At 43.3% G+C, this 21,352-nt stretch carries 22 protein-coding genes and 1 tRNA gene; 19 read left to right on the forward strand and 4 right to left on the reverse strand.

Annotated features, from left to right (window positions below):
• Nucleotides 1-19 precede the first annotated feature (19 nt).
• The 4 genes from noc (at nucleotide 20) to P6709_RS19310 (ending at nucleotide 3,565) form a co-directional block, all read left to right on the forward strand.
• Complete coding sequence (gene noc / locus P6709_RS19295; protein ID WP_278242543.1) at nucleotides 20-874, forward strand: nucleoid occlusion protein; 855 nt, start codon at nucleotides 20-22, stop codon at nucleotides 872-874.
• A gap of 285 nt (nucleotides 875-1,159) precedes the next feature.
• Nucleotides 1,160-1,921, forward strand: coding sequence for a ParA family protein (locus P6709_RS19300; protein WP_278242544.1), 762 nt, complete (start codon nucleotides 1,160-1,162; stop codon nucleotides 1,919-1,921).
• Nucleotides 1,914-2,765, forward strand: coding sequence for a ParB/RepB/Spo0J family partition protein (locus P6709_RS19305; RefSeq protein WP_278242545.1), 852 nt, complete (start codon nucleotides 1,914-1,916; stop codon nucleotides 2,763-2,765). Before P6709_RS19300 ends, P6709_RS19305 begins: the two co-directional genes overlap by 8 nt.
• Before the next feature lie 86 nt (nucleotides 2,766-2,851).
• On the forward strand, nucleotides 2,852-3,565 hold the full coding sequence (locus P6709_RS19310) for a DUF554 domain-containing protein (protein WP_278242546.1): 714 nt from the start codon (nucleotides 2,852-2,854) through the stop codon (nucleotides 3,563-3,565).
• Between the two features lie 7 nt (nucleotides 3,566-3,572).
• Here the strand turns inward: P6709_RS19310 and yyaC are convergent, their stop codons facing one another.
• Nucleotides 3,573-4,142, reverse strand: a complete 570-nt coding sequence (gene yyaC / locus P6709_RS19315; RefSeq protein WP_278242547.1) for a spore protease YyaC — start codon at nucleotides 4,140-4,142, stop codon at nucleotides 3,573-3,575.
• Between the two features lie 189 nt (nucleotides 4,143-4,331).
• On the opposite strand from yyaC, the gene P6709_RS19320 reads away from it, so the two are divergent.
• The 14 genes from P6709_RS19320 (at nucleotide 4,332) to P6709_RS19385 (ending at nucleotide 17,966) form a co-directional block, all read left to right on the forward strand.
• On the forward strand, nucleotides 4,332-5,234 hold the full coding sequence (locus P6709_RS19320; RefSeq protein ID WP_278242548.1) for a mechanosensitive ion channel family protein: 903 nt from the start codon (nucleotides 4,332-4,334) through the stop codon (nucleotides 5,232-5,234).
• Between the two features lie 12 nt (nucleotides 5,235-5,246).
• The gene (locus P6709_RS19325) at nucleotides 5,247-5,444 is read left to right on the forward strand and encodes a DUF951 domain-containing protein (RefSeq protein ID WP_278242549.1); all 198 of its coding nucleotides are present in this window, start codon (nucleotides 5,247-5,249) and stop codon (nucleotides 5,442-5,444) included.
• A 171-nt stretch (nucleotides 5,445-5,615) separates the two neighbouring features.
• Nucleotides 5,616-6,716, forward strand: a complete 1,101-nt coding sequence (ychF, locus tag P6709_RS19330) for a redox-regulated ATPase YchF (protein WP_278242550.1) — start codon at nucleotides 5,616-5,618, stop codon at nucleotides 6,714-6,716.
• 168 nt (nucleotides 6,717-6,884) lie between these two features.
• Nucleotides 6,885-7,259 (forward strand): PadR family transcriptional regulator, encoded by a 375-nt coding sequence (locus tag P6709_RS19335; protein ID WP_278242551.1) that lies wholly within the window; start codon nucleotides 6,885-6,887, stop codon nucleotides 7,257-7,259.
• The gene (locus P6709_RS19340) at nucleotides 7,228-7,866 is read left to right on the forward strand and encodes a DUF1129 family protein (RefSeq protein WP_278242552.1); all 639 of its coding nucleotides are present in this window, start codon (nucleotides 7,228-7,230) and stop codon (nucleotides 7,864-7,866) included. The genes P6709_RS19335 and P6709_RS19340 overlap by 32 nt, the downstream gene beginning before the upstream one ends.
• A gap of 149 nt (nucleotides 7,867-8,015) precedes the next feature.
• The gene (gene rpsF, locus P6709_RS19345; RefSeq protein WP_278242553.1) at nucleotides 8,016-8,309 is read left to right on the forward strand and encodes a 30S ribosomal protein S6; all 294 of its coding nucleotides are present in this window, start codon (nucleotides 8,016-8,018) and stop codon (nucleotides 8,307-8,309) included.
• 66 nt (nucleotides 8,310-8,375) lie between these two features.
• On the forward strand, nucleotides 8,376-8,900 hold the full coding sequence (gene ssb, locus P6709_RS19350; protein ID WP_278242554.1) for a single-stranded DNA-binding protein: 525 nt from the start codon (nucleotides 8,376-8,378) through the stop codon (nucleotides 8,898-8,900).
• A gap of 42 nt (nucleotides 8,901-8,942) precedes the next feature.
• A complete protein-coding gene (gene rpsR, locus P6709_RS19355; RefSeq protein WP_041054323.1) occupies nucleotides 8,943-9,179 on the forward strand; it encodes a 30S ribosomal protein S18 in 237 nt (78 codons plus the stop codon).
• A 182-nt stretch (nucleotides 9,180-9,361) separates the two neighbouring features.
• Nucleotides 9,362-11,356 carry a methyl-accepting chemotaxis protein gene (locus P6709_RS19360; RefSeq protein ID WP_278242555.1) on the forward strand — a complete coding sequence of 665 codons (1,995 nt, stop codon included), beginning with the start codon at nucleotides 9,362-9,364 and terminating at the stop codon, nucleotides 11,354-11,356.
• A gap of 178 nt (nucleotides 11,357-11,534) precedes the next feature.
• Complete coding sequence (locus P6709_RS19365) at nucleotides 11,535-12,473, forward strand: YybS family protein (RefSeq protein WP_278242556.1); 939 nt, start codon at nucleotides 11,535-11,537, stop codon at nucleotides 12,471-12,473.
• A gap of 131 nt (nucleotides 12,474-12,604) precedes the next feature.
• Nucleotides 12,605-14,581, forward strand: a complete 1,977-nt coding sequence (locus tag P6709_RS19370; protein WP_278242557.1) for a DHH family phosphoesterase — start codon at nucleotides 12,605-12,607, stop codon at nucleotides 14,579-14,581.
• Nucleotides 14,578-15,027, forward strand: a complete 450-nt coding sequence (gene rplI, locus P6709_RS19375) for a 50S ribosomal protein L9 (RefSeq protein ID WP_278242558.1) — start codon at nucleotides 14,578-14,580, stop codon at nucleotides 15,025-15,027. The genes P6709_RS19370 and rplI overlap by 4 nt, the downstream gene beginning before the upstream one ends.
• Before the next feature lie 116 nt (nucleotides 15,028-15,143).
• Nucleotides 15,144-16,502, forward strand: a complete 1,359-nt coding sequence (gene dnaB, locus P6709_RS19380; protein ID WP_278242559.1) for a replicative DNA helicase — start codon at nucleotides 15,144-15,146, stop codon at nucleotides 16,500-16,502.
• A 171-nt stretch (nucleotides 16,503-16,673) separates the two neighbouring features.
• A complete protein-coding gene (locus P6709_RS19385) occupies nucleotides 16,674-17,966 on the forward strand; it encodes an adenylosuccinate synthase (RefSeq protein WP_278242560.1) in 1,293 nt (430 codons plus the stop codon).
• 39 nt (nucleotides 17,967-18,005) lie between these two features.
• Here P6709_RS19385 and P6709_RS19390 read toward each other — a convergent pair whose 3' ends face one another.
• From P6709_RS19390 to P6709_RS19400, 3 genes are all read right to left on the reverse strand, one after another.
• Nucleotides 18,006-18,839, reverse strand: coding sequence for an STAS domain-containing protein (locus P6709_RS19390; protein ID WP_278242561.1), 834 nt, complete (start codon nucleotides 18,837-18,839; stop codon nucleotides 18,006-18,008).
• A gap of 149 nt (nucleotides 18,840-18,988) precedes the next feature.
• Nucleotides 18,989-19,819: a YitT family protein gene (locus tag P6709_RS19395; RefSeq protein ID WP_278242564.1), complete on the reverse strand. Its 831-nt coding sequence runs from the start codon at nucleotides 19,817-19,819 to the stop codon at nucleotides 18,989-18,991.
• Nucleotides 19,820-20,009: 190 nt separating this feature from the next.
• The gene (locus P6709_RS19400) at nucleotides 20,010-21,047 is read right to left on the reverse strand and encodes a potassium channel family protein (RefSeq protein ID WP_278242562.1); all 1,038 of its coding nucleotides are present in this window, start codon (nucleotides 21,045-21,047) and stop codon (nucleotides 20,010-20,012) included.
• Nucleotides 21,048-21,276: 229 nt separating this feature from the next.
• On the opposite strand from P6709_RS19400, the gene P6709_RS19405 reads away from it, so the two are divergent.
• A tRNA-Glu gene (locus P6709_RS19405) sits at nucleotides 21,277-21,351 on the forward strand.
• Nucleotide 21,352: the final 1 nt, after the last annotated feature.

Consider the following 21,352-nt stretch of genomic DNA (forward strand, 5'->3'; position numbering starts at 1 on the left):
ATAAAGGTGGTGTGTCTTGATGAAGACTCCGTTTTCACGGATCTTTGGCCTTGGTGATAAGGAAGAACCCGTTTCTCCCGAAGCCTTGGAACAAAAAGAAGAAGTTAGGCAAATAGAAATCCATCAAATACAACCAAACCGTTTTCAGCCGAGAACGATTTTTGATGATGAAAAAATAGAAGAGCTTGCCAGAACCATTCATACACATGGCATTATCCAGCCAATCGTTATTCGGGAAAGCGGAGACGGCCAGTTTGAAATTATCGCCGGGGAACGCAGATGGCGCGCCATGAAATCGCTTGGGTGGGAAAAGGTACCGGCTATTGTAAAAAATATGAGCGATACCGAAACAGCTTCTGTTGCACTGATTGAAAATTTACAGCGCGAAGAGCTCTCACCCGTGGAAGAGGCGATGGCCTATCAAAAACTTTTAGACCTCCACCACCTAACACAGGAAGCTCTTGCACAGCGTTTAGGAAAAGGACAATCAACGGTGGCCAATAAGCTTCGTTTATTAAAGCTTCCTGAACAAGTGCAGCACATACTCACTCAGAAGCTGATTACGGAACGGCATGCACGTGCGCTGATTCCACTAAAGGATCAAGAAATGCAAGTAAAACTCTTAGATGAAATCGTGGAGCTGCAGCTGAACGTAAAACAGACCGAAGCCCGGGTGCAAAAGCTGCTCGAAAGTCCGGACAAAAAACCAAAGCCTAAAAAAAAGGCCTTCAACAAAGACGTCCGCATCGCGGTAAACACCATCCGTCAGTCGCTCAATATGATCTCTGACTCCGGAATGAAACTCGACTCAGAAGAGGAAGAGTTTGATGATTACTATCAAATCACGATTAAGCTTCCTAAAAAGAAAAAATAGACACCGTTTTAAAAGCGAAAAACGATCCTGTGATCCTTTTTCGCTTTTTTAATGCAGTAAAGCACAAAAGGGGCCTGGCCCCTTTTGTGCTTTACTTTGTTACACTCCCCTTTATTATGGGAGGAGGTTCATTTCATTTTATTTCAAAACTACCAATTAATTTAAAAAGTCTGTTAAAATAAAGATAAGATTGCCCGGAAGGCAGGAAAAGGTTGCTTTAGAGGTTGAGAGACATGACGTTTTGCATCCAGAGTTCCCGGCATTATAAGGATAGGTGAAAGTCTTATGGGTAGAATCATTGCGATTACAAATCAAAAAGGGGGAGTTGGTAAAACGACGACTTCTGTTAATTTAAGTGCTTGTCTTGCATATTTGGGGAAAAAGGTCCTGTTAGTGGATGTAGACCCTCAGGGAAATGCGACGAGCGGTGTGGGAATCGACAAAGGAGAAGTCGATCAATGCATATATGATATTTTAGTAGATGATGTGGATATTCGGCCGATTATTAAGGAAACAACGGTTGAAAATCTCCATGCGATTCCTGCGACGATTTCTCTTGCCGGAGCCGAGATTGAACTGGTTTCCACGATATCAAGAGAGGTTCGTCTTCAAAAGTCTCTGCGGGAAATTCAGCCGGATTATGATTATATTATTATCGATTGCCCCCCGTCACTTGGTCTTCTTACCATCAATGCGTTAACGGCTTCAGACGCGTTAGTCATTCCTGTTCAGTGTGAATATTACGCCTTAGAAGGATTGAGTCAGCTTCTCAGTACGATACGCCTTGTACAAAAGCATTTAAATCATCAGCTGCTGATTGATGGCGTACTGCTGACCATGCTCGATGCAAGAACGAATCTTGGCATTCAGGTCATTGAGGAAGTGAAAAAATACTTTCAGGACAAAGTGTACCGCACCATTATTCCCAGAAATGTACGTTTAAGTGAAGCGCCCAGCCATGGTCTGCCAGTCATTTTGTATGATCCGAAATCAAGAGGAGCAGAAGTGTATCTTGATCTTGCAAAGGAAGTGATAAAGAATGGCTAAAGGTTTAGGAAAAGGCGTACATGCACTGTTTAAAGATATGTCTTCAGTGGGCGATGAACAGGTACAGCAGCTGTCTCTGAAAGACATCCGGCCAAATCCTTATCAGCCCAGAAAGATCTTTCAAAAGGAGTCCATTGAAGAACTGAAGAAATCCATTCAGCAGCATGGCATCCTGCAGCCGATCATTGTTCGGAAAAGCATTAAGGGCTTTGAAATTGTTGTAGGCGAACGGAGATTCAGGGCTTGTAAGGAAGCGGGACTGCATCATATTCCCGCTGTGGTGCGGGACCTCACAGACCAGCAGATGATGGAGCTTGCCGTGCTGGAAAATCTTCAGCGGGAGGATTTAACACCGATTGAAGAGGCAAATGCTTATGAAACATTGATGAACAAGCTTTCGATCACGCAGGATCAGCTGGCCAAAACACTGGGGAAAAGCCGTCCTCATATCGCCAACCACGTCCGCCTTCTGACACTTCCTGAAGCTGTACAGGACCATATATCAGAAGGTGAGCTGTCGATGGGACATGGCCGTGCACTCCTTGGCTTGAAGAAAAAAAACCAGCTGGAGGAGCTGACGGAAAAAGTCATTAAAGAGAAAATGACGGTCCGTGCACTGGAGCAGTTGATTCAAAAAATGAATGATGTTCCACGTGAAACAAAGAAAAAGCCTAAAAAGCAGATCCCTTTTTATCGTGAGCATGAAGGCATTCTGCGGGAACGATTCGGCACCAGTGTGGCCATTAAAAAAAGCAAAAACAAAGGCAAAATTGAAATTGAATTTATGACAGATGATGATCTTGAAAGAATACTGTCTCTTTTAAATGAAAATCAGGAAGTATAAAAAACACGACTCGATGAGAAGCAGGTGCTCACGGGTCGTGTTCTCTTACATAGAAAGTAAAGTAGAAATAGAGATGAGGAATACGGATGGTTTTATTAGGAACATTGGTGAATGGTCTGCTGATCGTCCTTGGCACGCTCCTGGGGAAATTGCTGCATCGGATTCCAGAGCATATTAAAACAACCGTCATGTCCGCTATTGGACTGGCTGTTGTGGTGCTGGGACTTCAAATGGGGTTTCAAAGCAATAATTATTTAATTGTGATCATCAGTCTGGTCATCGGTGCCATCGCTGGAGAGTGGATCGCACTTGATGAGAAGTTAAACGCAGTTGGACGCTGGATTGAAGCCAGAGTTGGCTCAAAGGGTGATACGAGTATTTCACAGGGCTTTGTTACAGCAACCCTGATTTTTGTGATCGGAGCCATGGCCGTCATTGGCGCTCTTGACAGCGGCATACGCGGTGATCATCAGGTGCTGTATACCAAATCGATTATAGACGGCTTTACTTCCGTCATCCTTGCTTCCACACTCGGAATCGGTGTCCTGTTTTCAGCGATCCCCGTCATTCTGTATCAGGGCTCCATTGCTTTATTTGCCACGCAGATTGACCGGTTTGTACCGGAAATCCTGATGGAGAGCTTTATCTCTGAAATGACGGCAACGGGCGGGATCATGATTTTTGCGATTGGCTTAAATTTAATCGGCCTGACAAAAATAAAGGTGGCTAATCTGCTGCCGGGCATCTTAATCGTAGCCATCGCCGTAACCATTCAGTACGGATATCAGTCGACCCTGTAAAACGGGTTCATTTTCTGTATAAAATATTGGAATAATGAATGGCATCGGTCATAATATTGGCCATTTCGGTCACAAGATATAAGCGGGTATTTTGCAGCATGGTCAGCTCCATAAACCCTCCAACGTTGACGATGCCTATAAGATGAATGTCTCCAACGTCCGGCAGTTTTTTTTGAACGCCTGCTCCAGGGCGGACGGGTCCATTGTCTATTTCGATAAAACCGACACTTTTCATCTGCCCAAGACAAGCGTCAATTCCAACGATAAAAGATCCGGGGTGGATTTCGTGAATCATGTTCATGGTTTTTTCTAAATTCAATGCATGAACAGGTTCTTTCAGCGTTCCATATACATGAAAGCCGGGAAGCCTTCTTTTTTCAAGAAGAGTACCAATAAGCGGTCCTAATGCATCTCCTGTAGACCGGTCCGTTCCGATACAGACAAAAACGATGGGGTCTCCCTGCACAGGATAACGAAGCACCAGCTCTTTTGACAGATGATGAGCGGTTAACGGTTCATCCATATGACTTCGATAGGCAGGGGGGAACAAAGGCAGTGAACTTGGTTGAGTGGTCATTAAACTAGCTCCTTCACCAGAGGATATGAGTCTCAAGTATTGCCAATTACAGATAATAAAATACTCTTTCGTTCATTATATAATACAACTCGTTCTTTTTAAAGAACAAAATGTGTTATTGTTTCTCATTTGATGCGGGACTTGGTAGAATAGATAAAAGTTTTGTACTTTAAAGAGGATGTGCAACGCGTGAACTCATTGAATACGTATTGGCAGGATTTTTTAAACTATGTCTCTGATGAAAAAATCTGGGTGTCTCTTGGATTTACGCTAATAAAAATTGTTTTCATTGTTTTAGTAGCTGGAATTGCTGTAAGACTGGCAAAAACGCTGATTTTGAACATCTTTAAAGTGCGTTCAAAAGCGCCTTTGCATGTGTCTGAAAGAAGAGAAAAGACACTTCTTAAATTGCTTCAAAATGTTGTTTCATATGTGGTGTATTTCGTGGCCATTTTAGCTGTATTGTCTGCTATTAATATTGACGTTACCGGGCTGATCGCCGGAGCAGGGATATTAGGTTTAGCAGTCGGCTTTGGCGCCCAGAATCTGGTGCGTGATATTATCACCGGATTCTTCATTATCTTCGAAGATCAGTTTTCTGTTGGAGATTATGTGAGAATTGGGCAGGCAGAAGGAATTGTCGAAGAAATTGGTCTTCGGACTACGAAAATCAAAAGCTGGACAGGTGAATTGCATATATTTCCGAACGGCAGTGTAAATGAAGTTGTAAACTTTTCAATTCATAACAGTGTTGCTGTAGTGGATGTCAGTATTGCCTATGAAGAAGATATTGAACGGGCGGAAAAAGAACTGATGACGTTCCTGGATTCTTTGGAAGGAAAGTATGAAGAAATAATATTGAAACCCGAGCTGCTCGGCATTCAAACGCTGGGAGCTTCTGAGGTCGTGATGAGAGTGATTGCCGAAACAAAGCCTATGCAGCATTTCTTTGTTGCAAGAGCCTTGCGTAAAGATATCAAAAATCATCTGGACAAAATCGGAATCGAAATCCCATTCCCCCGCATGGTTATGTATTCGCGGGAGGAGGCAGCGCAAAAGGCAGTATCTAAAAATCAAGTACAAGGGGAATAGGAGGAACATGAGTTGGAGGAAAAAGATTACGGCCTGAATGATGTGGTGGAAATGAAAAAACAGCATCCATGCGGTACGAACAGATGGAAAATTATTCGCATGGGGATGGACATCCGCATAAAATGTGAAGGCTGCTCCCACAGTGTGATGATCCCTCGTAAAGAATTTTCAAGAAAAATAAAAAAAGTACTCGTTAAGCATGAAGAGTAAATTTCAGCCCCTTCTGATGTGAAGGGGTTTAACTATGCCTCAGAAACTGTGAGTAAAGGGGGACGTACTTGTTTTTTATCCATCCAAACTCTATAATTGTGTGAGGTTTAACTAGTAATCTAAATGTCTTTGGACGTTAAAATAGAAGATGAAATTGAGGAGTGAAGATATATGGCTCTTACAGCCGGAATCGTTGGGCTGCCGAACGTTGGTAAATCAACCTTATTTAATGCCATTACAAAAGCGGGGGCAGAGTCTGCCAATTATCCGTTTTGCACCATTGACCCTAATGTGGGAATTGTGGAAGTACCGGATTCCCGTTTAACAAAATTAACTGAACTGGTGGACCCGAAAAAAACCGTTCCAACAGCCTTTGAGTTTACGGACATTGCAGGAATTGTAAAAGGAGCGAGTAAAGGAGAAGGGCTTGGCAACAAGTTTTTATCTCATATTCGGGAAGTGGATGCCATTGTTCAGGTTGTCCGCTGTTTTGCAGATGATAATATCACACATGTATCAGGAAAAGTCGATCCAATCGATGACATAGATGTTATCAACCTTGAATTAATTCTGGCGGATCTTGAAGCCGTTGATAAAAGAATTGCGCGCGTTGGAAAAATGGCAAAGCAAAAAGATAAAGATTCCCTTGCAGAGTTAACCGTACTGGAACTCGTAAAGGAAGCCTTAGAAGAAAACAAACCTGCCCGCACCGTTGAGTTTACCGAAGATCAGCAGCGGATTGCCCGCCATCTTCATCTTTTAACAAGCAAACCGATGCTTTATGTATCAAACGTCGGAGAAGATGAAATCGCAGATCCTTCAGGCAACGAATATGTACAAAAGGTTCGCGAATTTGCGGCCAAGGACAATGCAGAAGTGATTGTGGTGTGTGCTAAAATCGAAGAAGAAATTGCAGAGCTTGATGATGACGAAAAAGCCATGTTTCTTCAGGAGCTTGGCATTGAAGAATCCGGTCTGGATCAATTAATCCGGGCTACGTACAATCTTCTCGGCCTTGCAACATACTTTACAGCAGGCGTTCAGGAAGTGCGCGCATGGACATTCCGCCACGGCATGAAAGCACCTCAATGTGCAGGCGTGATTCACACTGATTTTGAGCGTGGATTTATCCGTGCCGAAACGGTTTCTTATGAAGATCTGATTCAAACAGGGTCTATGACAGCAGCAAAAGAAGCTGGAAAAGTCCGTTTGGAAGGAAAAGAATACATCGTAAAAGACGGAGATGTCATCCACTTCCGCTTTAACGTATAAAACGCGAAATTGCCAGGGGCTCATTTAGTTGAGCACTGGCTTTTTTTATGGAAAAGAAAACCATAATGCAGTGGACAATAAAGCCAGCATTTGATAAACTCACTGTAACTTGCAAAGCAAGCTACTTAATTTGCTCAGGTAACTTGCATAACAATATACTGACAGGAGATGTTCAAACTGAATAAAAGCCAGATGCTTAAAGGGGTGCTTGAAGGGTGCATCCTTGCTGTAATTGAAGAAAGACCTACATACGGATATGAATTATACCTGCGACTAACAGATCAGGGGCTTCAAGCCGTGAGTGAGGGTTCCATCTACCCGGTGCTGCTCCGATTACAAAAAGAAGACCTGATCGAAGGGACCTTTGTAAAATCAGCAAACGGCCCGAATAGAAAATATTATTCTTTAACTGACAAAGGAAAACAGGCACTGAAGCACTTTAAACAGGAATGGACCGTCCTATCCGAATCCGTCAGCCAAATTGTGTTAAAGAAAGGAGGCAGAGGAGACGATGACCACCACCGCATTCGTCGAGCTAAATAATAAACGGAGAAAAGAACTGACCGCTCAAAATGAAGCGTTTTACAAGGACATTATGCTATATGTCAGAGGCAGCAATGTGGATCAGCGGGCGGGAGAAGAACTCCTGCTTGAACTGCTTGAGCATTTAATTGATGCGCAGGCCAGAGGGAAAAGAGCTGTGGATGTGTTTGGCATTCATCCGCAGGAGTATTGCAAAAAACTTGTGGATGCGCTGCCCAAGGCTTCTTTCAAAGAAAAAGCAGTCCTCTATGGATCTGTTCTTTCATTTAGCGGAATGTGGCTTTTCGGTTTGCTGGGTGCAGCCCAGCTTCTATGGCCCGAGCTTCAGCCTTCAATCGCAGTTTCACATATTGCTGCAGTTGTCATGGTGATGCTCATCTTGCCCGGAACCGCACTTACCCTCCTGAAAAAGAGTCTTTTTTCTACTAAAAAATCACGCATTGAAAATGTCATCTGGGCCACTACAACAGCCCTAATCTGGCTGATTCCCATCGCCATTATCTATATCGTACCCGAAACCTTTAAAATTGAAGGTTCATTCTTCCTGTATGGATATGTTTTTGCGGGACTTTTGCTTGTTCACTTTCTATTAAAGAAATTTAAATAATCACGTGTGTCGAAAAGAAAAAGGAAAATTGGAAAATGCATTGTCTTTCCTCTCACAATATGATATACTTCTACATTGTGAGTAATATAATTATTATTCCTTGCATCCCAGCATTGGGAAGCCGCACAGACCATAAGGAGGTGAAACCGATGAGAAAGTACGAAATTACGTACATTATCCGCCCAAACGTGGACGATGAGCAAAAGAAAGCTGTAAATGAGCGTTTTGCGAATATCCTGACTTCTAACGGAGCGGAAATCATCGAATCAAAAGAGTGGGGTAAGCGTCGTTTAGCTTACGAAATCAACGAATATCGTGAAGGAATTTACCATATCGTCACATTGAATTCTGCTTCTGAAGCAATCAATGAATTTGACCGATTGGCTAAAATCAGTGAAGATATCGTTCGCCACATGACAGTTCGTCTAGACGAAGATAACTAATCGTAACGATAAAAGCTACCCAATGAGAGGGCTTTTGCCTGATCGGGGAAAAAGGAGTTGATTCTGATGATGAATCGAGTCGTGCTAGTGGGTCGATTAACGAAGGATCCAGATTTGCGCTACACGCCAAGCGGTGTGGCAGTTGCAACCTTTACACTCGCTGTGAATCGTCCATTTTCGAACCAGCAGGGAGATCGTGAAGCGGATTTTATCAATTGTGTTGTTTGGCGTCGTCCAGCGGAAAACGTTGCGAACTTTTTAAAAAAGGGCAGCCTTGCCGGTGTCGACGGTCGTGTGCAGACACGAAGCTATGATAACCAAGAAGGAAAGCGTGTATATGTAACGGAAATCGTTGCAGAAAGCGTACAGTTCCTTGAACCGAAAAATGCATCTGGCGGACAGTCTGGTGGAAATTATGGAGGAGACCAGGGTTACCGCGGTAACCAGGGAAACCAAAATAATAATAACTTCGGTCAGAATCAACCTCGTGATAATAATCAGAACAACCAAAATTACACCCGGGTGGACAAGGATCCATTTTCAAATGATGGTCAGCCGATCGACATTTCAGATGATGATTTGCCATTCTAGGATGTAATCGTATAAAACCTTAAAAAGAAGGAGGGGAATCTCATGGCAGGAGGACGCAGAGGCGGACGTCGTCGTAAAAAGGTGTGTTACTTTACTTCTAACAACATCACAAGCATCGACTACAAAGACGTAGATCTTCTTAGAAAGTTTATTTCTGAGCGTGGAAAAATTTTACCACGTCGTGTAACTGGAACAAGAGCGAAATATCAGCGTATGCTGACAATCGCAGTAAAACGTTCACGTACAATGGCATTACTACCATTCGTAACAGGTGAATAAGTAGTAAATGAAAACCGTCAGATCCCCATGGATCTGGCGGTTTTTTCGCTGTGTAGTATATTTGTGTCGTAAATTAAAACAAAATAGCCGTAATTAACGATTTTTTTACTAATAAAGTTAAAAAATTCAAACATAACCGATCAACTTGTATATACGATTACAACACAGATCGGGGGATCCACATGAATCGAATCGTAAAATCTATAAAAACAAAACTGCTGGTCGTGACCACATTTGTTTTGTTCATCTCCTTTGTTTTTCTTCTGGGAGTGACCGGATGGCAGCTTCATGAAAGAACACAGAAGGATGTACTGGAACAAGCCGGGGGAATTGCAAAGGAGCTGAACAATTCCACGAATACCTTTTTAGGTCAATATGGCAGAAGCATAGGTCAGGTTGCTGCTACAGAAACGGCCTCGCAATTTGCCCGTGGTGAACAGGAAGGGGAGACGGAGTTGATTTCTCTAATGCAGGACTATTTAGACCTGTACGATGAGTCCGGTCAAATTTATGCCGCTGGAAATGACGGGAGACTGACGATCGAGCCTGATGCAGACTTGCCTGCGGATTTTGACGCCAGAACGCGCGAGTGGTATATCAATGCGATGGAGAATCAACAGGAGGTTCAATGGAGTGAACCTTATTTGGATGAGGCAACTGGAGCGTACATCATTACAGCTTCAACGGCAATAGTTTCTAATGAGGAAGTACTTGGGGTTGTAGGCGTTGATATAACATTGGCAAGCCTGTCAGAGAAAATAGAACAGTCTCAAATTAGTTATGAAGGATATCCATTTGTTTTATCATCCGAAGGAATTGCGCTTATTCACCCTTCTCTTGAGGGAGAAAGTCTGATGGATTTTGAATTTATCCAGGAAATTTACAGTGCCCAGGAGAGCAGCGGTTCTATCGTATATGAGTTAAATGGGTCAGAGAAAATGTTAGTGTACACCAGAGCAGAGGATACGGGTTGGCTGATTGGAGTTGCTTTCGAACAGGAAACCATCCTAAAAGAGTCACAAGCTGTGATCCTTATGCTTGCCTTGCTTGGACTGATCACACTGGTCCTTTCCGGTTTTGTCATGTGGTTTATTGCGGGTCGATTTACAAAACCGATCCTGCAATTACGGGAAACCGTCAGCCGAGTGGCAAAAGGAGATTTGACCGGGCGTGCTCAAGTAAGCACAAGAGATGAGCTTGGTGAGCTGGCGAATGAATTTAATACCATGGTGGATTCAATGAGCGGCATTATAAAAGTAGTCAAAGGCTCAGTGGAAGACGTAAGAAATTCTGCAGAAGGGCTGAGTGCTGTTGCAGAAGAAACCAATGCATCAGGAGAACAGGTTGCGGGAGCCGTCTCCGATATTGCAGAAGGAGCAGGTCAATCTGCTGTGGAAGCAGATGAAGCAAATAAGCAGACAGTCGGGCTTGGCAGCCAAATCAATACGATTTCAGTACAGGCTGGACACATGTCCGGGACAGCTCAAGAGGCAGGAGAAATGAATCAAAAAGGCATCAGCCAGATGAAAAAACTGCAGGAATATCATGGGACGTCTTCAGCCTTTATTCAATCAATGGAAACGGTTATACAAGGGCTTGAGGTAAAAGTACAGTCGATTGAAAAAATCATGGCCACCATTACAGATATTTCTTCTCAAACGAATCTTTTGGCGCTGAATGCATCCATTGAGGCTGCAAGAGCCGGAGAGCATGGAAAAGGATTTGCGGTCGTGGCCGAGGAAGTAAGAAAGCTTGCCGAGCAATCCGCTTCTGCGACAAATGAAGTAAAACAGACAATTGTGGCGATACAGGAGAGCTCAACTCACGCTGTATCTGAAATGGGACGTACAAAAGAAACATTCGCCCATCAATCGGAAGTGGTTGAACAAACACATGAAATGTTTAACCAGATGTCCCATGTAATGAGCAGCATGGAAGCCTCCATTTTAACGATCTATGAAGAAATCAAGGAGGTTGCACACAGTAAAGATGCCGTGAGCCGTGTGATACAGGAAATGGCCGCTATGGCCGAGGAAACAGCAGCTTCCTGTCAGCAGGTTGCAGCCTCAACAGATGAGCAGACAAGAGCGATTCAAACCGTTACAGCCTCCGCTGAACGTCTAAGTGAACTTAGTGAGGAACTGAAGGATGCGGTCAATCGCTTCCAAGTCGAATAAAGAAAGAGGCTCTTTTAACAGCTATTGTTAAAAGGGTCTTTTTCGTCTTGACTCACCTCAAAATATGACAACTGTGTAGACATCCTTTTAAATAGTTGAATGGGCGGAGGATGACAGGTAGAATTAGCTTGATACGGTTTTAATGAACGTGTACAGGGAAAAAGACTGAGGTGACCCAATGAATGATTCACTCGCCAGAAGGATAACAGAAGGGGCTGTGCTGACAGCGATTTTCGCATTGCTCGTTTCAGTGACGGTTTATTTGCCTCCTTTAGGATTAATTATCCATTTAGTATTGGTTTTTCCATATATTATTTACAGTTCCAAGTATTCATTAAAGTCTTCTCTGCTGATGGTCGCTGCAGGAATCGGTGCATCCGCAATTGTCAGTTCGGTTGCTGCGATTCCATTTGCGTTTGCATTCAGTACAGCAGGGGTGCTGATGGGATGGATGATTAAAGAAAATAAAAGCAAATTACTCATTTTAGTTTCATCCACCCTGATTTTTGTGTTTTATATACTTTTGTTTTACGTAGGTTCCATTCTTTTTCTGGGAATCAATTTAATTGATGATTTGCTTTATGCTTTGAATGAGTCCTTCCAGGGATTTATTTCTCAAAGCGAGGCAGCGGGCGTCGATGTGTCAGACTTGTCAGAGCAGTGGACGAGCTATATAGGAACGCTTGAACTGCTGATGCCAACCTGGCTTGTCGCCACTGTTGCAGTATGGACATGGCTGATTCTGCTCATTAACTTTCCGCTTGCAAAAAGATTTTCTGTCAAGGTCCCGCGTTTTAACCCTTTTCATGAACTATCTTTTCCCAAAAGTGTGATATGGTATTACTTAATCGTTTTAATAATCGCGTTGATCAGTATGCCTGATGAAGGTACCACATTTGCGTTTGCTCTGCTCAATCTGCAGGCAGGACTTGAGCTGATCATGGTTGTGCAGGGACTTTCCTTTATTCACTTCTGGGGTCATTTAAAAGGATGGGGAAGAGGAAGGCTGATTCTGTTTACGGTCATTGGCATCATGCTGAATCCATTTACCCGGATAGTAGGTATAATTGATTTAGGTTTTGACCTGCGTGAACGACTGAGATCAAACGGGAAATAACGGCAAAAAGTTTGCATATTGCGGAATTATGCCTATAATTATATCAATAATTAGGAAAATCAAGCGTACATCTCCGGTACAGCTTAACAAAATCATTTAAGCGGAATTATCCGTTTTTGGGAGCTGAAAGCATGCCAACATATTTTCAACATAGGGTAATGCGAAGATTGTTAATCGGGCTTTCGGTTTCATTAGTACTTTTAGTAGTGGCATTCGCTTTTTTCAACTGGTGGATTACATTTGTCGGGCTTCTTGTGATTGCCCCTCTGCTATGGTTCTCATTTTCCTATGAGAAACGCTTTTTTGAAGACACCGAGCAATATATTTCAACCTTGTCCTACCGCATTAAGCGGGTAGGAGAAGAAGCGCTGATGGAAATGCCTGTAGGAATTCTTTTATTTAACGATGATTTTTATGTGGAGTGGGCAAATCCCTATCTCTCTTCCTTTATTGAGGATGGACCGATGATTGGCCGTTCGTTGTATGATGTGGCAGATGTTTTGCTTCCTGTCATAAAAAGGGAAGGGAATACGGAAGAAACCGTCTCCTGGAGCGGGCGTATTTTTCGTGTCGTTCATAAGCAGGATGAGAAGCTGCTTTACTTTTTTGACGTCACCGAGCAATCCCAGGTCGAAGAGCAGTTTGAAGCAGACCGTACCGTATTGGCTGTTATTTTCCTGGACAACTACGATGAGCTGACACAGGGGATGGACGATTCGGCCCGCAGCAATATCAACAACTCCGTTACTACTCTGCTGAATGCCTGGGCTAACGAACATCATATCTACGTGAAAAGAATATCCTCTGACCGTTTTATTGCGGTGATGAATGAAAACATTTTGCGTGAGCTAGAGCAGGAAAAATTTACGATTTTAGATTCCATCCGTGAAATGACGTCCAAACAAAATGTTCCGTTAACCCTGAGCATTGGGATAGGCTCTGGCGCCGAGAGCTTGCCTGAGCTTGGACTTCAGGCGCAATCAAGCCTTGACCTTGCCCTTGGAAGGGGAGGCGACCAGGTGGCCATTAAACAGCAAAATGGCAAGGTTAAATTCTTCGGAGGGAAAACAAACCCGATGGAAAAGCGCACCCGGGTGAGGGCACGCGTAATTTCCCACGCGCTTCGTGAACTGATCCTCGGCAGCGACCAGGTCATTGTGATGGGCCATAAACGACCCGACATGGATGCAATCGGCGCGTCGATCGGCATTCGGAAAATAGCCCAAATGAATGATCGTGAGGGCTATGTAGCTGTGGATTTTTCACAAATCGACAGCGGGGTGAAACGGTTAATGGATGAGATCAAAGGAAAACCTGATCTCTTTTCTCATATGATTACTCCGGAAGAAGCTCTTGAAATGGCAACAGAAGATACGCTTCTTGTCATTGTTGACACACATAAGCCAAGTCTCGTCATTGAAGAACGGCTGCTGAATAAAGTGGAGAAAGTGGTCGTCATTGACCATCATAGACGCGGAGAAGAGTTTATACAAAATCCTCTGCTGGTTTATATGGAGCCATACGCTTCCTCCACCGCCGAGCTTGTTACGGAGCTTCTTGATTATCAGCCGAAGCACGAAAAAATCACCATGCTTGAGGCAACGGCATTGCTTGCCGGAATTATCGTTGATACAAAAAGCTTTACGCTCCGGACAGGTTCAAGAACATTTGATGCAGCCTCATACCTGAGAACGCTTGGAGCAGATACGGTACTTGTGCAGCAATTTTTGAGAGAAGATGTGACTACTTATGTAGAGCGGGCAAAATTAGTGGAAACCGTCGAATTCTTTAAGCATGGCATGGCCATTGCCACAGGAGAAGAAGACCGGGTCCACGACTCTGTCATCATTGCTCAGGCAGCGGATACACTGCTGTCCATGGAGGATGTAGCAGCATCATTTGTCGTGGCGATGAGAGAAGAAAATGTGGTGGGAATCTCCGCCAGATCACTCGGTACCGTGAACGTACAACTGATCATGGAGAGGCTTGAAGGCGGCGGACATTTAACCAACGCAGCAACACAGCTGTATGACATCACCATTGATGAAGCCGTTGAGCGATTAAAAACGGCCATTAACGAACATATTGAAGGGAGTTCTGAAGAATGAAAGTTATTTTCTTGAAGGATGTAAAAGGAAAAGGAAAAAAAGGCGAAGTGAAAAACGTGGCGGATGGCTACGCACATAACTATCTGCTTAAAAATAAGCTTGCCGTTGAAGCAAATGCAGGCAATGTGAACCAGCTGGATGCTCAGAAAAAGAAACAGGAAAAGGCTCAGGAAGAAGAGCTTCAGCAGGCTGAAGAATTGAAAGAAACACTTGAAAAGCTGACAGTTGAACTAACTGCAAAATCCGGTGAAGGCGGTCGTTTATTCGGTTCGATCACCTCAAAACAAATAGCGGAAGAGCTTAAAAAGAGTCATCAAATCAAGATTGATAAACGTAAAATCGAAATGAATGATGCCATTCGCGCACTTGGCTTTACCAATGTCCCGGTTAAAGTGCATAACGATGTGACGGCAACACTTAAAGTACATGTTGCAGAGGAAAAATAAGGAGACCTCACGAAAAAGGTCGAATTCATGCTATACTAAGAAAAAATGTGATCAGGTCTGATCACATTTTTTTTGATCAAAACCCTTTTAAAAACAGAGGGAGGGGACAGAAAAAGATGAATGAACAATATGCGGATCGCATTCCGCCTCAAAATATAGAAGCAGAGCAAGCAGTCATTGGAGCCATTTTTCTTGAGCCTCAGGTGCTGATTTCTGCTGCAGAAATTTTAATGCCCGAGGATTTTTACAGAAGCTCTCATCAAAAAATCTTTGAAGTGATGATGAGTTTAAGTGATAAGGGAAAAGCCATCGATTTAATCACCGTAACAGAGGAGCTTTCTGCTGCAAAGGAGCTTGAAGATGTAGGAGGAGTTTCCTATTTAAGCGATGTAGCAGCCTCTGTGCCGACAGCAGCGAATCTTGAATACTACGCCCGTATAGTGGAAGAAAAATCGCTCCTGAGACGCCTGATCCGTACAGCGACCACCATCGCCCAGGACGGGTACGCAAGAGAAGATGAAGTGGAAAATCTTCTTGGTGAAGCTGAACGCAGCATCATGGAGGTTGCGAACCGGAAAAATACGAGCGCGTTTCATTCCATGAAGGATGTACTGGTCAGAACCTATGACAATATCGAGATCCTTAACAGCCAAAAAGGGGATGTAACCGGAATTGCTACAGGCTTTAACGAGCTTGACCGCATGACAGCCGGGTTTCAGCGCAATGATTTGATTATCGTAGCAGCGCGTCCATCTGTTGGTAAAACTGCCTTCGCGCTGAATATTGCGCAAAACGTAGCCACTAAAACGGGAGAAAACGTAGCCATTTTCAGTCTTGAGATGGGCGCTGAGCAGCTTGTTATGCGTATGCTTTGTGCAGAAGGAAATATTAACGCACAAAACCTGCGGACAGGTGCGCTTACGGATGAAGACTGGCGCAAGCTCACCATGGCAATGGGATCTCTGTCGAATGCAGGGATTTACATTGATGATACGCCAGGTGTGCGCGTACAGGATATTCGTGCAAAATGCCGCCGTTTAAAACAAGAGCACGGGCTGGGCATGATTTTAATTGACTATATGCAGTTAATTCACGGAAACGGCAAACCGGGAGAAAATCGTCAGCAGGAGGTTTCTGAAATCTCCCGTTCCTTAAAAGGATTGGCCAGGGAACTCGAAGTGCCGGTAATCGCACTCTCCCAGCTTTCCCGTGGAGTAGAAACACGTCAGGACAAACGCCCCATGATGTCCGATCTTCGTGAATCAGGAAGTATTGAGCAGGATGCGGATATCGTTGCCTTCCTTTACCGGGACGATTACTATGACAAAGAAAGTGAAAATCAAAACACCATTGAAATCATCATAGCCAAGCAGCGTAACGGCCCAGTTGGCACGGTTTCTCTTGCTTTTATTAAAGAATACAACAAATTCGTCAACCTTGAACGAAGGCTGGATGATTCCGGTTTACCAGCGTAAAGGGGCCAGGCCCCTTTAACGGTTTAAAGCATCACCTAAAAGTAGATTACACGAATATATAGAACCATTTCTTCATTATTGTTCGTCTTTTTATTGACGTGACGATGAGAGATTGGTACACTGATCTTGTTTGAAAAAAAGGGTGCAAGCAGCCTATCGGAGGTGCATTTCATGTCTTCAGTCGTCGTAGTAGGTACACAATGGGGAGATGAAGGGAAAGGAAAGATTACGGACTTTCTCTCAGAGCATGCAGAAGTAATTGCGCGTTACCAGGGCGGTAACAATGCAGGACATACGATTAAATTTGGCGGGGAAACATACAAGCTTCATTTAATCCCATCAGGTATTTTTTATAAGGATAAGATTTCTGTGATCGGCAACGGAATGGTCGTTGATCCTAAAGCACTTGTGACGGAGTTAAAGTATTTACATGATCGCGGAGTATCAACGGATAACCTTCGCATTAGCAATCGTGCACATGTGATTTTGCCTTACCACTTAAAGCAGGATGAAGTGGAAGAAGAGCGTAAAGGCGCCAACAAAATCGGCACGACGAAAAAAGGAATCGGCCCGGCTTACATGGATAAAGCAGCGCGCATGGGAATTCGCATGGCGGATCTTTTAGACCGTGAAGCATTTGAAGAAAAATTAACGCACAATCTTGAAGAAAAAAATCGTATGCTTGAACGTTTTTATGAAGTTGAGGGTTTCAAGCTTGAAGACATTTTTGAAGAGTATTATGAATATGGCCAGCAAGTAGCTAAATACGTCTGCGATACGTCTGTTGTGTTAAATGACGCATTAGACGAAGCTCGCCGTGTCCTTTTTGAAGGGGCGCAGGGAGTCATGCTTGATATCGATCAGGGTACATATCCATATGTGACCTCATCCAATCCTGTGGCAGGGGGAGTAACGATCGGTTCTGGAGTAGGCCCTACCAAGATCAGCCATGTTGTGGGCGTGTCGAAAGCCTATACTACACGTGTAGGGGATGGACCATTTCCAACAGAACTGAACGATGAAATCGGCAACAAAATTCGTGAGGTGGGCCGCGAATACGGTACAACGACCGGACGCCCGCGCCGCGTTGGCTGGTTTGACAGTGTCGTGGTGCGCCATGCACGCCGTGTAAGTGGATTAACGGATCTATCCATTAATTCCATTGATGTATTAACGGGTATTCCAACATTGAAAATTTGTACCGCTTACCGTTTAGGCGATGATATTATTACAGAGTACCCTGCCAACCTTCGCACATTGGCGAAATGTGAGCCAATTTATGAAGAACTGCCGGGCTGGGAAGAAGACATCACAGGTGTCCGCTCATTGGATGAGCTTCCTGATAATGCACGCCACTATTTAGAGCGTGTTTCCCAATTAACAGGGATTCCGCTGTCCATCTTTTCAGTGGGACCTGACCGCACGCAAACCAACGTGATTAAAAGCGTCTGGCGCCTGCAATAAGACAAAAGATCAGTGCCTGTATGAAGGCACTGATCTTTTTTATATTCTCACCGCATTTGTCCAGGTGTCCATTGCCTGTTTCACGGTAGAATAGGTTTTTAAGCCAGAAAATGAAATACCGCTCAAGACAATACTCTGGGCCAATTCAGGTCTTAATCCTGTTATATTGACTTGAATACCGAGCAAATCAAGGACACTCGTAATCGTAAAGATATGCGCAGCCACCTCTGTGTCGATTTTATGAATCCCTGAAAAGTCGATGATCAAACAATCGATGTTCAACGAACTGATTTTAGGCACGGCTTTTGTCATAATTTGCTCGGCCCGGTCCTGGTCAATGGAGCCGACTAACGGCAAAATGGCAATGTCATGCTGGAGCGGGACAACGGGAGCGGCCAGTTCAATAATTTCTTTTCTATTTTGATGGTTGATTTCATTTTTATACCGTTCGTATTCTAAAATGGACTGAGCTAATCGTGTATCAAGAAGGTAATGGAGGCGGTTTACGACTTCAAGTGTTTCTTCTGTAGATAGGTCATGCATGAAGCAGATTGCTGTTACTTTCTTACTGAAATATAAGCGGTTTTCAGCAAAGGGTTTTACCAGGCTGGACAGTTGGTCATAGATGATTTGCTGATTTTCACTGAACTCTTTATTCCACGTTTTGAATTTTTCCAGCATGATTTTTTCATTTTCTTCTAAGATCGCTTCTGCGAAAAAAATAAAAAAGGATTGCTGCATGGTTCTTGCTTTCATAATCAATACTTCTGGAATATTGACCGTTACTTGTCTTAAGCTAAACTCTACTAATTCTTCAGCAAGCACTGTTGCATGATTGGCAAAATAGTCTGCCACATTGTTGAGCTTACTCATCTATACTGTCTCCTCTGTTTTTTATCATATGTATCTACTTCATAGTATACTTCGTAAGGATTTAAATAAGCTACAAAAAATATAAGGGTTATTATGTTAATTTATTTAAATAGAATTTATTTAAATAAATTAACATAATAGGGAATAAATTAATGAATCGCCCTCTTTTTGAATCGTCCGCCTCGAACCTCTGCAATACTGCCGACTGCAAGAAAAGCAGCTGGGTCAATGTCTTCTACAATCCCTTTCAGTTTTGCTTCTTCTAATCGGGTGATCACGCAAAAAATCACTTTCTTTCCATCGCCCGTATAGGCGCCTTCTCCATTCAGATAGGTGACACCACGCCCGAGACGGTCAATAATCGCCTGACCGATTTCTTCATAATAATCACTGATAATCCATGCGGATTTTGATTCATCGATCCCCTGAATGACAATATCAATGGTTTTAAAAGCAATAAAGTAGGTCATAGCTGAGTACATCGCACGGTCCCATTCAAAAACAAAGCCTGCCACGATGAAAATAAAGAAGTTAAAAAACATAATTATTTCTCCAACGGAAAACGGACTGTTTTTATTAAAAAGAATAGCCAGAATCTCCGTCCCATCCAGAGAGCCTCCGTATCGAATGACAACTCCGACACCCATTCCAAGAATGATTCCGCCAAAGACGGTGGCGAGCAGAAGATCATCGGTAAAAACAGGAACGGAATGCAGAAAAAATGTGCCTAGTGACAATACGCTGATCCCGAGTAAGGTGGAAAGGGCAAATGTTTTTCCGATCTGTTTGTAACCAATAAAGAAAAAAGGAATATTTAAAACAAAAATAAACACGCCCAGTTTCCATCCGGTTAAGTAGGAAAGAATGATGGAAATTCCGACAATGCCCCCATCGAGCACCTGGTTTGGGACAAGAAACAATTCCAGGCCGATCGCCATCAAGAGAGCACCAAGAATAATAAAAGTAGATCGTTTAAAAATAGATTGATAGGAAAGTGTTTTATGCTGATTTCGCCGGGGAGAAGGAGCGGGAGGCTTTTGAAATAATGGACTCTTTGCCAATGGACATTCCTCCTTAAAGTGGTATCTATTAGTATATAGGAAAACAGGCAAGATAGAAGAATGGACTGACCACTTTTTCCTTTCTTTTATAAAAAAAAGACGAAGTTCACTACTCCGTCTTGTAAATCGCTTTTAGTTTTTCAAATGTTGAATCGTGGCAGATCACATATAATGTATCGTCTTCCTTCAGTTTTTTCTGAATGGCCTGCCGAAAATCCATGTCTTCATTCACCGCAATTAACACGGCCCCATCATCGAGCAAACGTTGAGAAGCATCCCGGTACGTTTTCCAGCTGGATTTGGATTTTAGGACATGGATATTGTTGCCGAATTTTTTGCTTAACAGCTGTCGGAAAATGGTCGTGGTACCTGGCTGCAGCGTGGCTTTTGCCATCAGAAGAGACACCGAGTCATCAGATAAAATAAAATCGTCCACCCGAATGTGATTAAATTTTGAGATGTGTCTTTCTTCACTGACTTCCACAACGGTTTGAATATCCTGGTTATGCTGAAGAGATAAAGCTTCTACTGCAGAAGCAATCAGCAGACTTTTCCCATCACGCAAAACCGTTTCATCGATTTTCGGATCGGAAAAAATAGCCACTCGTCTGGCTTCTAAGACATTGCTTTTAACGAGTGTTTTTTCGTCTGTTGGATCTCCGCTGATAAAATGAATGTGATCGTGCGCAATCGGTGTTTCAGGTAAATCATCAATCAGGACGATCGAAGCCTTAGGGTCGTGATTAAAAATTTCCTTTATTGCCTGTTCTGTTTTTTTCGACCAGCCGATGTAAATAAAATGCCCCGATTTCTTATACACAAGGCGTCCCTCCTTTTTCAAGCGTTGATAGGTGCTTGCTGCTTCGACGATCTTTCCGATGAGCACCCCGATCAAACCGATGCCAAAAATGAAAAGAATGATTCCGACTAAACGGCCGGGAATGGTAACAGGAAAAAAATCGCCATATCCGACCGTCGTAACCGTCGTCATGGTCCACCAAAAGCTGTCAAACATTGTTGGAAATGTTTCCGGTTCAATAATATGTACAGAAACAGTGCCGAATAAGATAATAAGAGCAGACAAAATGGATATCACCCGAAAGTCCATTTCGGATAGCTGTTTCCAAAGTCGGAAAAGAATGGCCATGCAGATCCCTCCAGTTCTAAACAAATATCATGTTTAAGTATATCGGATTGCAGTGACAAATGGATTGAAATACTCAAATTTCTGGCAATTAGTTTGAAGAACTTTCGTTTCCTTGAAAGAGCGGTGAAGCTGAGTAATTAAAAAATAAAAAAGTTTTTTTAAAAAAACATTGTTTTTATAAAATTGGTTATGGTATATTTAGATTCGTTGTTAAGAAGTTGTAACAAACGGCCCGTTGGTCAAGCGGTTAAGACACCGCCCTTTCACGGCGGTAACACGGGTTCGAATCCCGTACGGGTCACCAT

The sequence above is a fragment of the Jeotgalibacillus sp. ET6 genome (assembly GCF_029667115.1).
Taxonomy (GTDB): Bacteria; Bacillota; Bacilli; order Bacillales; family Jeotgalibacillaceae; genus Jeotgalibacillus.